The organism is Nocardia miyunensis NBRC 108239 (genome assembly GCF_001613065.1).
Taxonomy (GTDB): domain Bacteria; phylum Actinomycetota; class Actinomycetes; order Mycobacteriales; family Mycobacteriaceae; genus Nocardia; species Nocardia miyunensis.
Genome location: NZ_BDBQ01000085.1, coordinates 14,437 through 34,372 on the forward strand (window position 1 = coordinate 14,437; position 19,936 = coordinate 34,372).

Below are 19,936 nucleotides of genomic sequence, written 5' to 3' on the forward strand. Positions count from 1 at the left end.
GCAGGGGACGGCCCGATGACGCGCCGCGCTCAACCGGAATACGAGGCGACGCCGACCGGGCCGGCGCCCAGGCACAGGTGCAAACCCGGTGTGGCAGTGCCGATTCGCATGAGGTTGCCGCCGCCGATGACGCGGACGTAGACCGTGTTCAGGCCCGCGCGGACCGGGGCCACGACGGTCTCACCGTGTTCGAGTGCGACGGTGATCTGCCCGTCGCGGCTGGCCAGATAGTTGAGCTGGGCGGTCCAGGCGTTATCGATCATCGGGCCGTCGAGAGGGATCGGGACCGGCTGTGTGCCGGATACCGAATAACCGCAGCCGCGCACGGGGCCCCGGCGGATGCCCCGGTTCCACCAGACCGCCGCGTCGACGATCCGGCCGTCGTCGGTGATCATGCGTAGATGGGGCGTGGCGTGGGCGAACATGGTCGGCGGCGCCAGCGGCGAGAGCGCCACGCTGATCCGGTTCAGCGGATATGCCAAGGGATTCAGCACTTTCCAGGGCACCTCCTGCTCGAGCAGGGGTGGGCCGCCCGCGGCCAGTTCCGATTTCACGGTGGTGAGGTAGACCCGGGTCGGGCTGGCCGACCAGGATCGGCTGAAGGTGACGGTCGACCACAGACTGCTCACCACGAACGCCGTCACCAGCGCGATCGCGATCGGCGGCCGCAAGCCGCGCCGATCCGCCCGCCGCGGTCCGGCCCGCAGCAGCAGAGCGCCCGCGACGGTCAGCGGAACGGCCAGGTCGGCGAGGTAGCGCAGCGATTGGGTGAGCTCGTCGGTGGTGTTCGGCCCGCCCCGGATCAGCGCAACGGGCAGTTGCGCGGCCAGCACGTAGACCACCACGGCCGCCCAGACCGGCCACACCCGGCGCCGCGTCCGGATCGAGAACACCACGACCGCGCCGATGACCAGCCACGCCAGCACCACCGTCCAGGCGGGCGGCACGGCCCACGGCGTCGAGGGCAGCCACCGTTCCCAGTCCCACGGCCCGCCCACCAGCGCGGGCACGATGCCCCGCGATATCGCGTGATGCAGCAGCGCCCGCACCCCGGCCCAGTCGCTGCGCACCGCCGAGACGTGCACCACCGTGAGATAGATTGCGCCCCAGCACATCAGCACAACCGCCGAGCCGATCCACAGCCTCGCCCCGCGCCGGGCCACCGTGCGAATCGCGTCGGCGCGCCCGTCGACGTACCGGACCAGCACCGCCACGACGAAGGCCACGAACGGCACGATGACCGACTTCTCGAAGAACAGCAGCGCCCCCACCAGCACCACGCATCCGGCCACCGCGTACCGCACCCGCCCGGTCCGGATCAGCAGCACCGCATCGCCCACGACCCAGGCCAGCGCGATCTGCAGCGGCAGCGCGTTCAGCGCCGCGGACCACCACGCGAACGCGGGCAACGTCAGGGGACAGAACAGGTAGAACGCCAGCGGAATCAGAATCGCCCACCGAGCACCGCGAGCACCACGCAGCCATATCCCGCGCGACCGACCGGGCGATTCGCGAACGTCACCCACCTGAGCGCCGCGTCGTCCGGCGGATCCGGCGACATTTCCCAACCGCCCCGCCGACTCGAGAACATCACCCACTCGATCACCGCGCGCCCTCGCGTATCCGGTGGCATCTCCCGACCGCCCCGGCGACTCGAGAACGTCGCTCTCCCGATCACCGCGCGGCACGGCCGACTCGGCGGCTTCCCGCAACCGGCCCGACTCGACATCGCCACTCGCCCCGTACTCCGGCGAGGTGAGTACCAGCAGCATGCGCAGCACCGACGCCGAGGCGATGAGCTGCAACACCAGCATCGAGATCACCGGACCGGCCCACACGTACGGCCCCAGCCGCGTGATCACCCAGGCGACGGCGAACGCCGCGGGCATGAAATGCCCGTCGTGGTCGTAGAGCAGCAGATTCGCCGAGAACAGCGGAAACCGCCCCGCCCGCCCGGCGAGGATCAGATCGTCCCAGTAGAAGAACCCCCCGCCGGCCACCCACCCCCGAACCGCCAGCTGCACCACGACGAGTCCGACCGCCACCGCCAACGGCCCGGTCACCCGACTCCGGCGCACCGCACTCTCCGCCGGTGGCACGGACACCGCCTCCGACGATCCGGCCGACGCGATATCCATGGCACCCCACCATAGTGCCGAATCCGACATTCGTCGGCCGTCCCCGGAACATCGCACCGCACCGGCACGGCGCGCCCGCGAAATCCTCACTCCCGGAACAGGATTCACGCCCGCACTCCCGAGCGATCGAACGAGGCCCCGCCGCATCAGCGAGACCCCGCCGAACCCGGACACCCGGCACACTCTCACCGACACCGATAAAACCCGAGCACACCGGGCGCGTGTTCGACCCGCGAAGTCCTCAACCGGGATGGACTCCGCGAGCAGTCTTAGGTGAACACACATGTCACCAGGAGTGATCTGACTGGACCGCATCCGAGGTCACCGATCGAGACCGTGCCGGACCCGCCCGGCAAACGAACTCCGATCTCGAACAGCCGCACCGGTGCCCGCACACTCGCCGACAAGCACCTGCCCGCCAACGGCACATCAACGGGGACGACCCGATTACCCGGACCTGACCGCGCAGGTCCGGATGGCTCGCGGACTCTCGACGATCGAGCACGACCGCGGCATAACGCGCTTGCGCAGCGAATCCCGAATGCGTGCTCGCGCAGAGGCGCTCAGTTGAACTTCGGGGCGCGTTTGTCCAGGAAGGCGGCGATTCCCTCGGTGCCGTCCGGATCCTCGGCGGCGTTGGAGATGAAGGAGGCCTCGCGGGCGAGTTGTTCCTCGAGGGTGTGGTCGGGGCTGACCAGGAGGAGTTTCTTGACGTTGGCGTTGCTGTGCCGGGGACCGGCGGCGAACTGTGCGGCCAGGTCGTCGACGGTGGCGGCGAGCTCGGCGTCGGGGACGACGCGGTGCAGCAGGTTCCAGTCCAGCGCCTCGGCGGCGGACAGGGTGCGGTTGAAGTACATCAGTTCCTGGGTGCGGCGCACGCCGATCAGGCGGGGCAGGTAGTAGGACGCGCCGCCGTCGGGGCTCAGACCCGCCTTGGTGTAGGCCATGGTGAACGAGGCCGATTCAGCGGCGACCACCAGGTCACCGGTCACCGCGAGGCTGAAACCCGCACCCGCCGCGGTGCCGTTCACCGCGATGATCAGCAACGCCTCCATCCGCGCGAAAGACGAGATCGCCTCGTGCAGACTGTCCGCCAGATGTTTGACGTAGGGCCCCGCGCCGCCCTCCTGCGCCGCCATCGCCTTCAGATCGCCGCCCGCGCAGAAGAACCGGCCCGCGCCGGTGAGCGTGACGACCTTCAGCCCGGGATCGTCGGCGACCAGGGCGGCCACCTGCGCCAGCTCGCGGCCAAGAACGTGATCTATGCCGTTTGCGGCCTTCGGTCGGTTCAGGGTGATCCGAGCGATATTCCCGGTGCGTTCGAACTCGATCGTCTGGTACTGGCTCATGGGGACTCCCTCTCCATCGCATCCGCATCCAATGTGACATACCGCGCATGCGGTGCGGGCACTCGGGAGGTCTATTCGGGCAGCAGTTCCAGGCGGACGCCGAGCAGGCGGACGGGGCGGTCCAGCTCGAAACGGCCCAGGATCTCCAGCGCGGCCTGCGCGATCTCGGCGACGTCGGCCGTCGGCTCGGGGAGCTTGCGCTGTTTGGTGCGGGTGTAGAAGGTGTTGGTGCGCACCGTGACTCCCACTCGCACGGTGATCCGCCCGCTCTCGGCCACCTCCTCGGCCACCGCGGTCGCCAGCCGCTGCACCGCGGCGTCCAGCTCGGCGCGTTCGGTGAGATCGTGCGGGAATGTTTCGGATTTGCTGTGGCCCACCGGAATTCGCGGTTCGGTCACCACATCGGTATCGCCCGCGCCGCGGCCGAGCAGCCACAGATACGGTCCGGTGGCGGGGCCGAATTCGGCGGCCAAGGCCTCGCGGTCCGCCGCGGCGAGTTCGGCGACGGTCGTTATCCCCAGGTCGGAGAGGCGTTTGGCGATACGCGAGCCGATACCCCACAGTGCGCTGGTCGGGCGGTACGACATCAGCTCGGCCCAGTTCTCGCCGGTCAGCCGGAAGATGCCGGTGCGCGCATCGGAGACCTCCTGCGCCGAATCACCGGCCTTACCCACCGATTTGGCGAATCCGGTAGCGAGCTTCGCCCGAAGTTTGTTGTCCCCGACGCCGATTGCGCAGGTCAGATCCAATTCCTCGATGGCGCTGCGGATCTCGCGGGCCAGCTGTTCGGGATCGTCGGTGTCGGCGGCCAGGAACGCCTCGTCCCAGCCGAGCACCTCCACCCGGACCGGGAACGTGCGCAGCAGATCCATGACCTCGTCGGACGCCTCGGAGTAGGCGGCCATATCCAGCGGGAGGAAGACCGCGTCCGGACATTTGCGAGCCGCGCTGCGCAACGGCATCCCGGCGTGCACACCGTATCCGCGCGCCGGATACGACGCGCAGGTGACGACCTTGCGCGGCTCCTGCGGATCGCCGTTACCGCCCACGATGACCGGTTCGCCCCGCAGCTCCGGGTGACGGCGGAACTCCACCGCCGCCTGGAACTGGTCGAGATCGACGTGCAACAGCCACCTGGGCACGGGTCAGTCATACCGCACGCCGGTGACAGGTTCCGGGAATACGCGGTACGTCGTGGTCACCGATCGGCGTAGACACGGTAACGAGATACCCTGCCCCCACTACACGGCGCACCGTGCGGCGACCGCGCCCGACGACCAGGAGCAACGCCCGATGACCGGCACCGTCTTCGACATCGGCACCGCCCGCGCGGTGCTGGCCGCCCAGCCGTTCAGCGTGCTGATCGGCGCCGAGATCACCGCGTTCGGCGACGACGCGGCCACCCTGGAGATCCCGATCCGCCCCGACCTGGCCCAGCAGTTCGGTTTCGTGCACGGCGGAGTCCTGGCCTACGCCGCCGACAACGCCATCACCTACGCCGCCGCGACGGCCCTCGGCCCGAACGTCCTGACCGGCGGATTCACCATCACCTACCTGCGCCCCGCCACGGGTCTGCGGCTGCGCGCGCAGGCCCGCGTCACCGGATCCACCCGCCGCCAGGCCGTGTGCAGCTGCGAGATCTACGCCGTGCGGGAGGACGAGCAGGTGCTGTGCGCGGTCGCGCAGGGCACGGCGCGGTCCGTCGACCGGGAAATGTCCCCGGCCGACAGCTGAGCCCGACCACGCCGGCCGCATCACGCTCCGGGCGCGCGCGACAGGCTATCCGCGGAGTCGGCGACGGGCAGTTCGTCGTTTGCCGTACGTCCGGTCAGACAGCGGATTGCATCGGAGCGTCTTCGGCCACATCGGCTTTCGCGCCACGGCCGGTGATCGCGCGGAGCGTCTCGGTGAGGGTGGCGGGAGTGAGGCCGGTGTCCGAACGGGCCGCCACGTGCATATCGGGGCGGACCAGTAGTGCGCCGCCCGAGGGCACTTCGGTGCGGGCGGACCATTCGGCCTGGGGGAGGGCGTGGACGGCGAGGTCGGTTCCGGTGTCGCGCTCGGCCTGAGCGGCAGCGTCGCGCCAGGCGGCGGAGGTGCCCGCGACGAGCAGGGCGAAGCCCGGACCGCACAGGTCCAGGGTCGAGGCGGTCTCGGCGGCATCGATCCACAGGTGCGGGACGCGAGTTCCGTTCTGGCCCTTCAGATCGTCCACATGCAGGGGCGCAGGCGCGTCCGAAACGGCCGTCGAGGAGTAGCGGTAACGCCCCATCACGTCGCCGCCGTCCAGGCGCGCGGCCAGATCCGCGGCGTTGTAAGGGGTTTCGATGCCGTAGCGGGTCCGGAAATCGGTACCCAGGCGGGCCTGCTCGGCCGCGACCAACGCCCGCGGACGACGTTCTGCCACATAGGAATCCAGCAGCGCGGGCCCGGCCGCACCGGACCGCACGGCGGCCAGCTTCCAGATCAGATTGTGCGCGTCGGCGATTCCGGTGTTGCCATTGAAACCGCCCCACGGCGCATGGCGGTGGGCCGCGTCACCGACCAGGAACACCCGGCCGCGCCGATAGTCGTCCGCCACGAAAACACCGGTGTCCCAGGCACTCCGGGCGAGCAACTCGACCTCGAGCTCCGGCACGCCGACCATCTCGCGGATCAGCTCGACACAGCGCGAGACCGGATAGTCCGCGAGGGTCTCGGCGTCCGGATCGTATTCGATGTGGAACGACCACTCGTCGGTGTTGTTCTTCGACAGCACCAGTCCGCGCACCCGCTCCCCGTTGATCTCGCACTGGCTGAAGGACTGGCCGCGCAGAATGCCGGTCAGATCGGTGCGGGCGAACACGTTGATCAGGTGCTGCGTCGGCGGCAACTCCCAGCCGCCGATGCCCAGGGCGCGACGCACGGTGCTGCCCGCGCCGTCCGCGGCGATGAGATAGTCGGCCCGCAGCGTCGTCGATGCGCCGTCGGCGTCGCGCAGAGTCGCCGCGACACTGTCTCCGTCGTCGTGGAATTCGGTGAGCTCGACGCCGAATCGCAGGTCACCGCCTCGATCGCGGGCCAGATCGGCCAGCACCGGCTCCAGCAGCACCTGGGGCAGAAACAGGAAATTCGACGGACTCGGATCACCGGCGGCCATCGCCGCGACGACTCGGGAGAGGTCCAGCGGCTGCGCGTCGGTCAGCGCCGAACCCTGCCATGCCCCGCCGAAATGTCCCTTGACCAATGCGGTCGCGGCGACCTGCTCGAGCCGCGGCAACGCACCGATCTGCCGGAAGATCTCCGCGGACCGGGTGTGCACACCGCGCGAACGCGGCAGCACCGACATCGCCGATCGTCGCTCGACGAGAACGTAAGGGACACTGTGGTATTCCAGGAGCAACGCGGCCGACAGACCGACCATGCCACCCCCGGCGATCAGAACCGGAACGTGCTGTGCAGTATTCATGCGGCCATCGTGTGCGCGCCCGCTTGCACGGATCTTGCGCGGCGGTCACGTGCGCATGCGTGTCACGCCAGGTCACCGCGCACCGCCGATTCCGCGTACGAAAAGGGCCGTGCACCTCGATGAGATGCACGGCCCTTCGGCAGCCGATCAGGCCGAGGCGGCGAACGCCTGGTAGGCCGGTTCGGCGACCGGCTCGATGGCGTAGGCCAGGATGTCGGCCACGTCCGCGACGGGACGCACATCCAGCGCGGCCAGCACCTCGGCGGGGACGTCGTCCAGATCCGGCTCGTTGCGGGCCGGGATGAACACCGTCTTCAGTCCCGCGCGCTGGGCGGCGAGCAGTTTCTGCTTCACCCCGCCGATCGGCAGCACCCGGCCGTTCAGCGTGACCTCACCGGTCATGCCGACGTCCGCGCGGACCTGCCGGTCCAGCGCCAGCGACACCAGCGCGGTCACCATGGTCACACCCGCGGACGGGCCGTCCTTGGGCACCGCGCCCGCCGGGAAGTGGATGTGGATGTTGCGATCCAGCACCCCCGCAGCGCTCCGGCGGGCCGGAGGCGGCAGCGGAGCGTAACCACGTAGGTCCTCGGGAGCTGCGGCATCGGAGGGAGGTTGGATGCCGATCTCCTCGAGGTGCGAGCGGACGTAGGTCAGCGCGATCTGCGCGGATTCCTTCATCACATCGCCCAGCTGACCGGTCAGGGTCAGCGAACGTTCGCCCTCGGCGGCGTTGGCCTCGATGTACAGGACGTCGCCGCCCGCGCCGGTCACGGCCAGACCCGTCGCGACACCGGGGACCGCGGTGCGTTCCACCCCGTCGGGGGTGAAGCGCGGACGGCCCAGGTAGTCCTTCAGGTCACCCAGCCCGATCACCAATGTGTCGGAACTGCTCGCGGTCGCGGCGGTTTCGTCGTCGTAACCCAGATCCCTGTCGTAACCCAGACTTTCCGGCACGAATTCACCCTTGTCGAGCGGGCTTTCGGCGATGTCCGCGGACTCGGACAGCTTGGTCGCGGCCTTGCGCAGCGCCTTGGCGATCAGGCGTTCCATCTGCCGCACCCCGGCCTCCCGGGTGTAGTTCGCGGCGATCTCGCGCAACGCCTCGTCGGTGATCGAAACCTCCTGCGCGGTGAGCGCATTGCGCTCGAGCTGGCGCGGGATCAGGAAGTCGCGGGCGATGGCCACCTTGTCGTCCTCGGTGTAGCCGTCGACCGTGATCAGCTCCATGCGGTCCAGCAGCGGGCCCGGGATGGTGTCCATGACGTTCGCGGTCGCGATGAACATCACGTCGGACAGGTCCAGGTCCAGATCCAGGTAGTGATCGCGGAACGTGTGGTTCTGCGCCGGATCCAGCACCTCGAGCAGCGCCGCGGCCGGGTCGCCCCGGAAGTCGGAGCCGACCTTGTCGATCTCGTCCAGCAGCACAACGGGATTCATCGATCCCGCCTCCTTGATCGCGCGCACGATCCGGCCGGGCAGCGCGCCGACGTAGGTGCGCCGGTGACCGCGGATCTCCGCCTCGTCGCGCACGCCGCCCAGGGCGACGCGGACGAACTTGCGGCCCAGCGCCCGTGCCACGCTCTCGCCGAGCGAGGTCTTGCCCACACCGGGCGGGCCGACCAGCACCAGCACCGCGCCGGAACCGCGTCCGCCGACGACCTCCAGTCCGCGCGCGGCTCGCCGGGCACGCACCGCCAGGTATTCGACCATGCGGTCCTTCACCTCGTCCAAGCCGTGGTGATCGGCGTCGAGGATTTCGCGTGCGGCCGAAACATCGGTCGCATCAGTGGTTTTCACCGTCCACGGCAACTCCAGCACGGTGTCCAGCCAGGTGCGGATCCAGCCCGACTCCGGGCTCTGATCGCTGCCGCGCTCGAGCCGATCGACCTCGCGCAGCGCGGCGGCGCGGATCGTCTCGGGCAGGTCGGCCTGCTCCACCCGGGTGCGGTAGTCGTCCGCGCCGTCGGGCTCGCCCTCGCCCAGCTCCTTGCGAATCGCGTTGAGCTGCTGGCGAAGCAGGAATTCGCGCTGGGACTTCTCCATGCCCTCGCGCACGTCCTCGCTGATCTTCTCGGCCACTTCCGCCTCGGCGATGTGGTCCTTGGTCCAGCCGATCAGCGTGGTCAGACGTGTTGTCACGTCCGGGGTTTCGAGTATTTCGCGCTTCTGCTCGTCGGTCAGGTACGGGGCGTATCCGGCGGCGTCGGCCAGTGCGGAGGGATCGGTCAGCCGGTTGACCGCGTCGATCACCTGCCATGCCTCGCGGCGCTGCAGCACCGAGACGACCAGCTTCTTGTATTCGGCGGCGAGTTCCTTCGTGCGCCCGTCGGCCTCGGGGATCTCGACCGGTTCGGCCTCGACCCACAGCGCCGCACCCGGCCCGGTGACCCCGTGGCCGATCTTCGCGCGCCGCTCGGCCTTCAACACGGCCGCCGGTGCGCCGCCGCGCATCCGTCCGACCTGTTCGATCGTCGCCACCACGCCGAAGGACGCATAACCCTCGGCCAGCCGGGGAGCGAGCAGCACGGCGTCCAGCCCCGCTGCCCGAGCGGCATCGATGGCGGCCTGCGCCGACTCGTCGAGCTCGATGGGCACCACCATGCCCGGCAGCACGATCGGATCGGTCAGGAACAGCACCGGCAAATTCTGTGGTGTAGTCACGTTCGACCCTTTCCAAACTTGAGCGATACCTACTCAACCCCGAGTTTTCCGGTTCTGTTCCGATCTGGCGTTCACTGCCCGCGAACACGTACGAAACTCGAAGTTGAGTCTGCCGCACTCAACACTGACCGATCCCGAATTGTTCCGATCCGAACATCCGAATCATGCACATTCATCCACAGGCTCACCAGGACCGGAGATCGGCGACTATCGGCGGGAGATCCCGACCGGTCCCCGGTCGATGCACGGTAGGACTCGCTCGCGGAGGCGGGCCGACTCCCGCCGAGGCCGCGCACACGTCAACCGCGCCTAGGGGTATTAGGTTGGAGGTATGTCACCCCGATCCGGTCTGACGACCGAGCGCGTGGTTCGCGGCGCGGCCGAACTCGCCGACGAGATCGGCTTCGACAAGCTCACCCTGTCGGCGGTCGCGCGGAAATTCGGGGTGCGGGATCCGAGTCTGTATGTCCACGTGCGCAATCTGCACGATCTGCGGGTTCGAGTGGCGCTGCTGGCCAGTGCGGAATTGAACGAGCGGATCGGGGCGGCCGTCGCGGGACGCTCCGGCCGGGACGCGCTGATCGCCTTCGCCGACGCGTATCGGTCCTATGTCCTGGATCATCCGGAACGCTATGCGGCGACACAGATTCGGATGGATCCGGCCGAGGTGGGCGAGGACCCCGCCCTGCTGCGCAGTATCGAACTCACCACGGCGGTGCTGCGCGGCTACGACCTCGGCGAAACCGCGGGTCTGGACGCGGCTCGCTTGTTGCGCAGCACTTTTCACGGATTCGCCACACTCGAGGCGTCCGGCGGATTCGCCCACTCCCGCCCTGCCGCCGACTCCTGGCCGAATATCGTCGACGCGCTGCACCACACTCTGTCGAACTGGCCGCCCTACGACTGAATCGCCGAGTTACCGCCGGTCGCACTGCGCGTAGGCGATCCGGGGCGGCGGTGAACCTGTCCGGCGCCCCCTCGGCGGGGATACGATTTTCGCCGCGAATGCGGTCATGAGGAGATCGATGGACGAGACGGCACACGAGCCGGATCCGCGCCCGTGTTCGGTCATACTGACGATCGTGCAGATCGGGATTCTGGGTCCGGTGGAGATGCGCCGGGCCGGGGGGAGCCCGGTGGCGGTCGGTGGTCCGCAAGTACGGACGTTGCTGGCGTTGCTGGCGTCCGAGGCCGGTTCGCTGGTGTCCCGGGAGCGGCTGATCGACGACCTGTACGGGGAGGAACCGCCGCGCGACGCCAGACATGCTCTGCAATCCCAGATTTCGCGATTGCGGCGTGCGTTGCGGGCTGCCGGCGCCGAGGAGTGCCTGGAGTCCGCGGCGGCCGGCTACCGTCTCGCGATCGACCCGGCGGCGGTGGACGCGCATCGGTTCGTCCAGTTGGCCGGGGATGCCCGCGACGCGTTGGGCGACCGAGATCCGGCCACCGCCGCCGCGTTACTGGATGAGGCCGAGCGGATGTGGCGGGGCGCGGCACTGGCCGACGTGTGTGACGCCCCTTTCGCGGCCGCCGTGGTCAACCGCCTGACCGAGATCCGGCTGGCCGCGCGGGAGGATCGCGCCGAGGCCGCGCTGGCCCTCGGTGACCATCGCGCCGCGGTCGCTCTGCTCACGGAACTGGTTGCCGCACAACCACTCCGGGAACGGACCCGGGCCTTGCTGATGCGCGGGCTGTCCGGCGCCGGCCGCCGTGGCGAGGCGCTGGAACTGTTCGAGCAGGGGCGGCGGCTGCTCGCCGAGGAACTGGGCATCGACCCGTCGGCCGAGCTCGCGCAGGCACATCTGGAGATCTTGCGGGCGGAAGCGGGCACGGTGCCGGCGCGCCGCTGGCCTGCGCCGCTCACCACCTTCGTCGGACGCGACGATGAGCTGGCGCAGATCTCGGCGCTGCTCGGACGATCCCGGCTGGTGACGCTGACCGGTCCCGGTGGCACCGGCAAAACCCGGCTGGCGCTCGAGGCCGGCGCCCGAGCATCGGGTGAGGTGTTCTTCGTCGACCTGTCACCGTTGTCGGCCGGCGAGCAGATCGCCCGGGAGATCACCGCGGCACTCGGTGGGCGCGCGGGCACCGAGCACGAAGACGCCGAGACCGGGCTGCGCGCCCTGCTCACGGACCGGGCGCTGCTGATCGTGCTGGACAACTGCGAGCACCTGGTGGATGCCTGCGCCCGGCTCGTGCACGGGCTGCTGCGTGACTGTCCGGGGGTTCGGGTGCTGGCGACCAGCCGCGAATGCCTGCGCATCACCGGTGAGATCGTCGTCGCGGTCGGGCAGCTGCCGGTCGCCGACCCCAAGGCGCCGCTGCCCGAACAGCTCGGTTGCACCGCGGTCCGCCTGTTCGCCGATCGTGCCGCCGCGGCGCGGCCCGGGTTCACCGTCGATGCCGGCACGATCGCGCTCGTGCGGCGCATCTGTGCGCGGCTCGACGGGCTGCCGCTCGCACTGGAACTGGCCGCCGCACGGCTGCGCACGCTGGATATAGCCGAAATCGACGCACGGCTCGCCGACCGCTTCCGATTGCTGACGCGAGGAGACCGCACCGCCGAACCCCGGCACCGAACTCTGCGGGCGGTCGTGCATTGGAGCTGGGAGTTGCTGGACCCGGCCGAACGCCTGCTGGCCCGACGTTTCGCGGTGTTCGCCGGCGACGTCACCGCCGGTGCGGTCGCATCCGTCTGCGAACTCGACGACGCCGACGAACTGCTCGCCGACTTGGCCGAGAAATCGCTGGTTGAGGTGCGCGGGGGCCGCTACCGGATGCTGGAGACGATCCGCGCCTACAGCTCGGCCCGGCTGGCCGAATCCGGTGAACACGAGCGGCTGCGCAACGCCTGCGCTCGCTACTACACCGAACTGGCCGAGCGGGCGGATCCACTGTTGCGCGGCCCGGATCAGTTGCGGTGGCTGACATTGCTGTCCCAGGAACACGACAACCTGCAGGCGGCGCTGCGCTGGGCCGTGAGCGCCGATCCCGCACTGGCCCGACAACTCATCGCCGCCCAAGCCTGGTACTGGTGGCTCAGCGGACGTCCGGGCGACGCCGTCGAGCTGGCGGGCACGCTGCTCCACGGTCTCGATCCGGCGACATGCGTCGAGGAATACGCGCTGTGCGCGGCGGTCGCCGCGCGTGGGCAGGCCGGCTATTCGGCCGCGGTCGGAGTTGCCGTTTCGGCGGTGGCGGGCCTCGAAAAGCCGCTGCGGCGACCGCATCTGGTGTTTCTGCTGGCAACGAGCGGTGGTCTGCCCGGTCCGGAGGCCGAGCGCCTGGACCGGCTGTTCGGGCCCGACCCGTGGGCGCAGGCCTTTCGCCGTCTGGGTGCGGGGCTGCACCTGCTCATGTCCGGGCAGCCTCGACTCGCCGAACCCGAATTGCGTTGTGCGCTCGCCGGTTTCCGCGCCACAGGCGATCGGTGGGCGATAGCGACGACGCTCGACAAACTCGCTGTCGTCGCCGATTGGCGCGGTGAGCGCGGCGCGGCCCTCGAATCGATCGACGAGGCGGTGGCCTTGTTCGCCGAGCTGGGGGTCGGCGACGAGGCGGCGGACCTGTTGAACCGCCGCGGCGACATGCTGGCGCGCGGGCCGGGCCGGGCTCCCGATGCGGCCGGAGCCGAAGTCGCCTACCGCCGCGCTGCCGAGCTCGCCCGCTCAGCGGGCGCGACGGACATGTATGCCAACGCGCTACGCGGGCTGGGCGACCTGGCCAGGGCCGCGGGAGACCCGGCCGAGGCGCGGCGGTACTACGCCACGGCCCTCGAGTCGCCCGACAACGAGTCGGCCGGCATGGCCGAAGCCCGCGCCCGCAGCCTCATCGGAATGGGCTGGACGTCGCTGATGGAAGGCGACATCGATGCCGGGCGGGCGGCGCCGCGCGAGGCGTTCGAGTTGTCGCACCGGGTATCCCGGCCGGTGGCGGCCGAGGCCGTCGAAGCCGTGGCGGGGTTCGCCACCGCGCTCGGGCGTCCGGAACGGGGTGCGGTGTTGCTCGGCGCTGCCGAGGCGTTGCGCGGAATGCCCGCGGCCGGAGGCGGTGTGATCGCGGAGACCACCGCCCGGTGCCGGGCGGAGCTGGGCGAACACGGTTTCCGGGCCGCATACGCCCGCGGCGCCGAATCCACGGTCGAGGAGGTCGCCGCGCTGCTCGGTGAGTGGCGGTGAGCCGACGGTGAGGGTTCGGTGAGCGTCGCGTCCGACGCTGTTCGCATGACAACACAGCAGTTCACCAACAAGACGGTCCTCATCTCCGGTGCGAGTGTCGCCGGTCCGGCCCTGGCCTACTGGCTGACTCGGTACGGGTTCGCCGTCACCGTCGTCGAGCAGGCTCCCACCCTGCGGGAAGGGGGCTACAAGGTCGACATCCGTGGCGTGGCGATGGACGTGATCGACCGGATGGGCCTGTCGCAGGAGATTCGCCAGGCCTCCACCGCGATCCGGGGCGGGACGTGGGTCGACGGCAGCGGCGAGGCCCTGGCCACCTTGGGGCCCGAGCTGATCGGGTTGCGCTCGCGCGGCGACGACGAGGTACTGCGCGGAGACCTGTCCCGGATTCTCTTCGACGCCACCAAGGACGTGGTCGAATACCTCTACGGTGATTCGATCGTCGAGATCGCGGAGCAAGCCGACGGAGTACGCGTCCGGTTCCGCAATGCCGCGCCACGAGTGTTCGATCTGGTGATCGGTGCCGACGGCATGCATTCGGCGGTGCGCCGGTTGGTCTTCGGGGCCGAGGAACAGTTCGCCCGGCACACCGGAATGGCCGCCTGTGTGGTCTCGGTACCGAATTCTCTGGAGCTCGACCACTGGGAGCTGATACATCCCATCCCCGGTCAGGTGGTGCAGGTGTACGCGACGCAGCGGAGTACGGCCAAGGCGCAGTTCATCTTCCGAGTTCCCGAGCAGCTGCCCGACCGTCGCGACCGGGCTGCTCAGCAACAACTGGTGGCCGGTGCGTTCGCCGACGCGGGCTGGCGGACACCGGCCCTGCTCGACGCCATGCCGGACTCCCCGGACTTCTACTTCGACACCGTCAGCCAGATCCACCTCGACCGCTGGTCGCGGGGGCGCGTCGCGGTGGTCGGTGACGCCGCGTGGTGCCCGTCACCGTTGTCCGGGCAGGGCACGAGCATGGCGCTGGTCGGGGCGTATGTCCTTGCCGGAGAATTGAAAGCGGCCGCGGGCGACCATCGCGTCGCGTTCGATCGCTACCAGGCCGTGCTGGGTGATTACGTCACCGAGAACCTGACCTTGGGCTGGAGCAACGCCACCCAGATGGTCGCCGCGAACCGGCGCGCGATCCGGCTGCAGACCACCATGTTGCGGATGCTGCGCCACATGCCCTGGAAGGGCTTGGCGTTGCGCCCGATCATCAAGCCGCTCGAGCACGCCGCCAATGCCATTCGCCTCACGGACTACTGAACCCGTTGCCCCGCAACGCCTTCGCTCATTCCCGTTCCAGATTCATCGAGGAGTACCCGCATGAGTATCGTCACCGGCCCGATCTTCCAGCTGGCGTGGGTCGTCCACGACCTCGACACCGCCGAAAGAGAGTTCGGCGAACAGTACGGCGTCGAGACCTGGATGCGCATGCCCAGCATGCGCTTCGGGCCCGATCAGGCGCGCTACCGCGGTGCGCCCGCCGACTACGTCGTCGACACCTCGCTCGCCTACGCCGGCGGTCAGCAACTCGAACTGATCGCCCCGGTGTCGGGTGCGAACCTGTACACCGAACAGCTCGCGCGCTCAGGTCCCGGACTCAACCACATCGCTTATGTTCCAGAGGATTTCGATGCGTCACTCGCGCGGGCACGCGCCCGTGGGATCGAGGTGGTCCAGCATTGCACCGTCGCCGAGCTCGGTATGGAATTCGCATATCTGGCGGGCGGGCCACTCGGCGCGCACATCGAACTGCTGCGCCTGCCAGCCGACGCCCGAGCTCTGTTCGACAGCATGATTCCCGACGGTTACCGCAACCCGTGGCACCGTGCGTAGACGCTCTCGGCGGACCGGTACATTCCGGCGGCCGTCGGCGGATGAAGCCCTGATCATCGCCCCGCGAATCGGCCGTCCGGCCGCGCTCTCCCCGGGCCGGGAGCGCGATGGTCGGGGTTTTCGGCAATCGCCGGTTCGCCGCCGCGGTCGTCCCGCAACTGCCGCGGTAGGGCTTCTATCCTCGAGAGTGTCGGTTTGCCCGGGCAGCGGTAGGCCGCGCCGAGAGGAGCGGGTGTTGGGCGCAGGACGGGACTGGCGGCGAGCCGGGGTGATCACGGGAATCGTGGGGGTGCTGATCGCGGTGCCCGCGGCGATGGCCGCCCTGGTTCCGACGCGGGAGACGCCGGTGAACCACGGCGCGACGATCCGGCTCACCGCACCCGGCCAGGACCCCGAGACGATCGAATTCTCCGGCGTGGACGGCTGGAATCGACGGCCGACCGGCGACCATACGACCGCGGTTCTGGACGGTCCGAACGGACGGGTCCTGCTGGTCACCGTCGCCAACGGGGTCACCGATTTCGGCTCCGCGGCCCAGTGGCGGCGAAAAGTGCTGGGGACACAGGCTTTTCCGGTGCGCGAGGACGGCGGGAATATCGCCAACACCTACGGATTCGCCGGGCCGACCTGCCGGGGCAGCACGCGTCCGGGGGTGTGCGCGATCCTCGGCGATCACAATCTCGTGGTGTCGGTGCTGATCAGCGGGACCGACGCCGGTGCGGATCTGCAACCGATCGTGTACTCGCTGCGGGTGCCGTCATGACCTGGTTCCGGCCGCGTTCGGCGCTGTGGTGGACGTACTGCCTGATCTGCCTGGCCGGATCGATCGCGCTGGTGCTGCAACTGCTCCCGGCCGCGCTGCTCACCTGGTCCGGAATCCTGGTCGGACTGCCGTTCATGGTGGTGACGCTGCTGGTGGTCGGCGCACTGCTGATCTGGCTGGATCTGTTCCGCGACCACGTGCGGATTCGCGTCCCGCTCGCGATGGGATTCGTGTGGGGCGCCGCGGCCGGGCCCGGGATCGCGATCTTCGGCAACGACAACCTCATTCACGCCATTCAGAATCTCGCCGGGGACGCGTTCGCGGCGGACTGGCAGGCGCCGATCTCGGCCTCGATCATCGAGGAGGGCGTCAAGGGCGCGGGAGTTCTGGCGGTCGCCTGGCTGTTCCGGTCGCAGCTGAGCAGGCCCATGCACGGGCTGCTGCTCGGCGGGTTCACCGGACTCGGATTCCAGATCACCGAGGACGCCACCTACTCGGCCAATGCCGGGCTGCTGTCCGCGCAGGGCGATCTCGGCACTGCGCTGCTGGTCGCGATTCTGCGGCTGCTGACCGGCGCCACCTCGCACTGGATGCTCACCGGGATCGCCGGAATCGGCATCGTCACCGCGGTCTGCGCGTCGGGGTGGTCCCGCGCGCGGCGGGCGAGCGCCCTGGTGGTGTTCTATCTGCTCGGCGCCGCAATGCATTTCGGCTGGGACGCCCCGATGCCGGGCAACAACGCGATCGGCACCGTGCTGTGGCGGACTCTCCTCTACGTCGTCATATTCGTCACGGTCTACCGCTGGGTGGTCCGGATCGAAACGCGCTGGTACCGATCGGTGGTCGACTGGGCCGTCGCACAACACCTCGCCCCGCCCGACGAACTGAACACCCTGATCTCCCGCCGCAGCCGGCGACGTGCCCGCCGCGCACTGCGTCTGCCGCACCGGATCGCGGTGCTGCGCCGAAATGAGCTTTTGGACTGGGTACAAATCGTGGATGCCCGACTATGTGGTACCGACGGTGCGATACTCGGGAGATCCGGCGGGTCGGCCATCGATCACGGAACCGGCTGAGACCGGGCGCATCACCCGACAAACCGATTCGTGAGGAGTGGACGATGCTGGCAGCGCGACTGCATCTGGGACCGGAACGTCATCTGGCACTCGACGAGGTGCCCGTTCCCGAACCGGGCCCGGATCAGGTGCTGATCGAGGTGGCCGCGGCGGGCGTGTGCCTGTCCGACGTACACCTCATCGACGGCACCCTGACCCCGCTGTTCCTCGACGGTGACGTGGTCACCCTGGGTCACGAGGTCGCCGGGACGGTGCATACGCTCGGCCCCGGCGTGACCGCGGCGAAGGTGGGCGACCGGGTGCTGCTGCAGGCCGGTGAGGAGCGCAACGGCGCGGTGTTCACCCGGGGCGTCGACTACGACGGCGGCTGGGCCGAATACGCCCTCGCCCGCGTCGACACCCTGGTCCCGATTCCCGACGATCTGCCCTTCGAACAGGCATGTTTCATCCCGGACGCGGTGTCGACACCGTGGGCGGCGATCACCGCGACCGCGCAGGTGCGCCCGGCCGAACCGGTCGGCGTCTGGGGTGTGGGCGGTCTCGGCGCACACGGTGTGCAGCTGCTGCGGTTGATGGGCGCGGCGCCGATCATCGCGGTCGATCCGCTGCCCGCCGCGCGCGAACGCGCCCTGGAATTCGGCGCGGATCTGGCCCTGGACCCGGCCGATCCCGACCTGCGCAGCCAGGTCTTCGCCGCCACCGGCGGTGCCGGACTGGCCGCGGCCTTCGATTTCGCCGGGGTCGCCGCCGTGCGCGAACAGGCGATCATCTGCCTCGGACCGGGCGGACGGCTGGTACTGGTCGGGCTGACCGACAAGCCGATCACCATCACCGGGGGCACCGCGTTCAGCTTCTTCGGGCAGCAGTTGCGCGGACACTACGGCTCCACCCCCGAACACGTGACCGAACTGGTCAAGCTCCAGCGCCTGCACCGGGTGGACTTCGCCCGGTCGGTCAGCGCCGTGCTGCCGCTGGCCGATGCCGAGAAAGCGGTCGCCGCACTGGAGTCCAAGCAGGGCAACCCCATCCGGATCGTGCTCGAACCCTAGTATGAGAGGGTTGGTGCCTCGAGATATCAGCATCGGTACCGCACAAGGGGGCCCCAGACGATGACCTCACTCGGCGGCGGGGTGTTCGTCGACTGGGAGAACCTCACCCACCAGTCCAAACTGGTCGTCGATCTGGTCAGTTTCGCGATCTTCAGCGGGCTCGCGGGTTGGCTCACCAACTGGACCGGCGTGCTGATGTTGTTCTGGCCGTTGCAGTTTCGCGGCGTTCGGGTGCCCGGCCTGAAGGTGCTGTACCCCTACTTCCCGCGCCGGGTGCAGGTGCTGCCGACGTTCTCCGGCGACGGCAGCCGGATCGGTTTCCAGGGATTCATCCCCGCGCGCGCGGAGAAGATGGCCAGTATCTGCGTGGATATGGCGATCATGCGGATCGGCAGTCCCCGGGATTTCATCCACGAACTGGATCTGCAGGGTATCGCCGACTTCATCGCGGAGGTCGCCCGGCCGCAGGTGCCCGAACTGGTGGACGGCGTCATGCAGCGGGAGAATCCGGAGCTGTGGCGCGCGGTCCCGCGGGCGGCTCGCCAACTGCTGTATCAGCGGGTGGAACGGGAACTGCCCACGATGTGCCGCCGCGCGTTCGAACAGCTCGGGGACAATGTCGATCAGCTGATCGATATCAAGATCTTCGTCATCCGCTATCTGCGCGAGAATCCGCACATTCTCAAGGATCTGACCACCACGATCGCCGCGCCGGAGCTGAAGTTCATGGTGCGGATCGGCCTGTTGGGCGCGCCGTTCGGACTGTTGCTCGCGCTGCTGATGTTCGTTCACGACAACGCCCCGGTCCTGAACCTGATCCCGGGTTGGCTGATCATCCTGACCGTGACGGCCTCGATCGGCGTGCTGGTGAACGTCATCGCGATCAAGATGGTGTTCGAACCGGGCGATCCGCAGCCGCGCTACAAATATCTGTGGAAGCAGGCGCTGCTGGCCAAGCGGCAGCCGCAGGCCGCGGGCGATCTGGCGCACATCCTGGCCTATCAGGTGCTCACCCTGCCGAATCTGGCCACCGAACTGCTCGCCGGGCCCAACGGCGACAAGACGTATCAGATCGTGGAGACGCTGATCTCCGAGGAGATCCACCGGCAGCTCGGCCCCACCACGGGGATGGTGCGAGTCGCGTTCGGCCGCAGGCAGTTCGACAATCTGAAGGTGGGCGCGGCCGGCGCCGCGGTGGGCCTGGCGCCGACGCTGGTCGCGGACGAGGCGTTCGCGCTGGAGCAGGCGAAGAAGATCGACGAGTTCGCCGCGCGCAAATTGCAGCAGCTCACGCCGGGGGAGTTCATGGAGATGTTCTACGCCTCGGTCGAGCAGGATGCCTGGCTGCTGTATCTGCACGGTGCGGTGCTGGGTCTGGTCGTCGGCGCGGTGCACATGGTGCTGTTCGGCTGGTAGGCCGGGTCGGGCACGGTCGATAACA

14 protein-coding genes are annotated in these 19,936 nt (G+C 69.1%); 9 read left to right on the forward strand and 5 right to left on the reverse strand.

Annotation, left to right across the window (positions count from 1 at the left end; genetic code table 11):
- Positions 1–29: 29 nt before the first annotated feature.
- The 3 genes from NM2_RS50730 to NM2_RS33995 form a co-directional block, all read right to left on the reverse strand.
- The gene (locus tag NM2_RS50730) at positions 30–2,138 is read right to left on the reverse strand and encodes a hypothetical protein (RefSeq protein WP_067677516.1); all 2,109 of its coding nucleotides are present in this window, start codon (positions 2,136–2,138) and stop codon (positions 30–32) included.
- Between the two features lie 563 nt (positions 2,139–2,701).
- A complete protein-coding gene (locus tag NM2_RS33990; RefSeq protein WP_067677518.1) occupies positions 2,702–3,487 on the reverse strand; it encodes an enoyl-CoA hydratase/isomerase family protein in 786 nt (261 codons plus the stop codon).
- Between the two features lie 71 nt (positions 3,488–3,558).
- On the reverse strand, positions 3,559–4,629 hold the full coding sequence (locus NM2_RS33995) for a DNA polymerase IV (RefSeq protein ID WP_067677521.1): 1,071 nt from the start codon (positions 4,627–4,629) through the stop codon (positions 3,559–3,561).
- A 151-nt stretch (positions 4,630–4,780) separates the two neighbouring features.
- Between NM2_RS33995 and NM2_RS34000 the strand changes: the two genes are divergently transcribed.
- Entirely contained in the window at positions 4,781–5,221 is a 441-nt protein-coding gene (locus NM2_RS34000; RefSeq protein WP_067677628.1) for a PaaI family thioesterase, read from the forward strand.
- A 94-nt stretch (positions 5,222–5,315) separates the two neighbouring features.
- Here the strand turns inward: NM2_RS34000 and NM2_RS34005 are convergent, their stop codons facing one another.
- Positions 5,316–6,935, reverse strand: a complete 1,620-nt coding sequence (locus tag NM2_RS34005) for an FAD-dependent monooxygenase (protein WP_067677523.1) — start codon at positions 6,933–6,935, stop codon at positions 5,316–5,318.
- 147 nt (positions 6,936–7,082) lie between these two features.
- Positions 7,083–9,539, reverse strand: a complete 2,457-nt coding sequence (gene lon, locus NM2_RS34010; protein ID WP_067677631.1) for an endopeptidase La — start codon at positions 9,537–9,539, stop codon at positions 7,083–7,085.
- A gap of 391 nt (positions 9,540–9,930) precedes the next feature.
- On the opposite strand from lon, the gene NM2_RS34015 reads away from it, so the two are divergent.
- The 8 genes from NM2_RS34015 to NM2_RS34050 all read left to right on the forward strand — a co-directional run bounded on the left by NM2_RS34015 (position 9,931) and on the right by NM2_RS34050 (position 19,911).
- Positions 9,931–10,506, forward strand: coding sequence for a TetR/AcrR family transcriptional regulator (locus NM2_RS34015; RefSeq protein WP_067677525.1), 576 nt, complete (start codon positions 9,931–9,933; stop codon positions 10,504–10,506).
- 118 nt (positions 10,507–10,624) lie between these two features.
- Complete coding sequence (locus tag NM2_RS34020; RefSeq protein ID WP_157121481.1) at positions 10,625–13,777, forward strand: AfsR/SARP family transcriptional regulator; 3,153 nt, start codon at positions 10,625–10,627, stop codon at positions 13,775–13,777.
- A 45-nt stretch (positions 13,778–13,822) separates the two neighbouring features.
- Entirely contained in the window at positions 13,823–15,034 is a 1,212-nt protein-coding gene (locus NM2_RS34025; protein WP_067677527.1) for an FAD-dependent monooxygenase, read from the forward strand.
- 60 nt (positions 15,035–15,094) lie between these two features.
- Positions 15,095–15,607, forward strand: a complete 513-nt coding sequence (locus tag NM2_RS34030) for a VOC family protein (protein ID WP_067677529.1) — start codon at positions 15,095–15,097, stop codon at positions 15,605–15,607.
- Between the two features lie 235 nt (positions 15,608–15,842).
- On the forward strand, positions 15,843–16,370 hold the full coding sequence (locus NM2_RS34035) for a hypothetical protein (protein ID WP_157121482.1): 528 nt from the start codon (positions 15,843–15,845) through the stop codon (positions 16,368–16,370).
- Complete coding sequence (locus tag NM2_RS34040) at positions 16,367–17,446, forward strand: PrsW family glutamic-type intramembrane protease (RefSeq protein ID WP_067677533.1); 1,080 nt, start codon at positions 16,367–16,369, stop codon at positions 17,444–17,446. Before NM2_RS34035 ends, NM2_RS34040 begins: the two co-directional genes overlap by 4 nt.
- 44 nt (positions 17,447–17,490) lie before the next feature.
- Positions 17,491–18,495, forward strand: coding sequence for a zinc-binding dehydrogenase (locus tag NM2_RS34045; protein ID WP_067677535.1), 1,005 nt, complete (start codon positions 17,491–17,493; stop codon positions 18,493–18,495).
- 60 nt (positions 18,496–18,555) lie between these two features.
- Entirely contained in the window at positions 18,556–19,911 is a 1,356-nt protein-coding gene (locus tag NM2_RS34050; protein WP_067677537.1) for a DUF445 domain-containing protein, read from the forward strand.
- Positions 19,912–19,936 lie beyond the last annotated feature (25 nt).

Coding starts and splice junctions, on each gene's coding strand:
- NM2_RS34045 (WP_067677535.1), top strand. CDS start 17,491: ATGCTGGCAGCGCGACTGCATCTGGGACCGGAACGTCATCTGGCACTC.
- NM2_RS34005 (WP_067677523.1), bottom strand. CDS start 6,935: ATGAATACTGCACAGCACGTTCCGGTTCTGATCGCCGGGGGTGGCATG.
- lon (WP_067677631.1), bottom strand. CDS start 9,539: ATGGTGGTGCCCATCGAGCTCGACGAGTCGGCGCAGGCCGCCATCGAT.
- NM2_RS34025 (WP_067677527.1), top strand. CDS start 13,823: ATGACAACACAGCAGTTCACCAACAAGACGGTCCTCATCTCCGGTGCG.
- NM2_RS34000 (WP_067677628.1), top strand. CDS start 4,781: ATGACCGGCACCGTCTTCGACATCGGCACCGCCCGCGCGGTGCTGGCC.
- NM2_RS34020 (WP_157121481.1), top strand. CDS start 10,625: ATGGACGAGACGGCACACGAGCCGGATCCGCGCCCGTGTTCGGTCATA.
- NM2_RS34030 (WP_067677529.1), top strand. CDS start 15,095: ATGAGTATCGTCACCGGCCCGATCTTCCAGCTGGCGTGGGTCGTCCAC.
- NM2_RS34050 (WP_067677537.1), top strand. CDS start 18,556: ATGACCTCACTCGGCGGCGGGGTGTTCGTCGACTGGGAGAACCTCACC.
- NM2_RS33990 (WP_067677518.1), bottom strand. CDS start 3,487: ATGAGCCAGTACCAGACGATCGAGTTCGAACGCACCGGGAATATCGCT.
- NM2_RS50730 (WP_067677516.1), bottom strand. CDS start 2,138: ATGGATATCGCGTCGGCCGGATCGTCGGAGGCGGTGTCCGTGCCACCG.
- NM2_RS34015 (WP_067677525.1), top strand. CDS start 9,931: ATGTCACCCCGATCCGGTCTGACGACCGAGCGCGTGGTTCGCGGCGCG.
- NM2_RS34040 (WP_067677533.1), top strand. CDS start 16,367: ATGACCTGGTTCCGGCCGCGTTCGGCGCTGTGGTGGACGTACTGCCTG.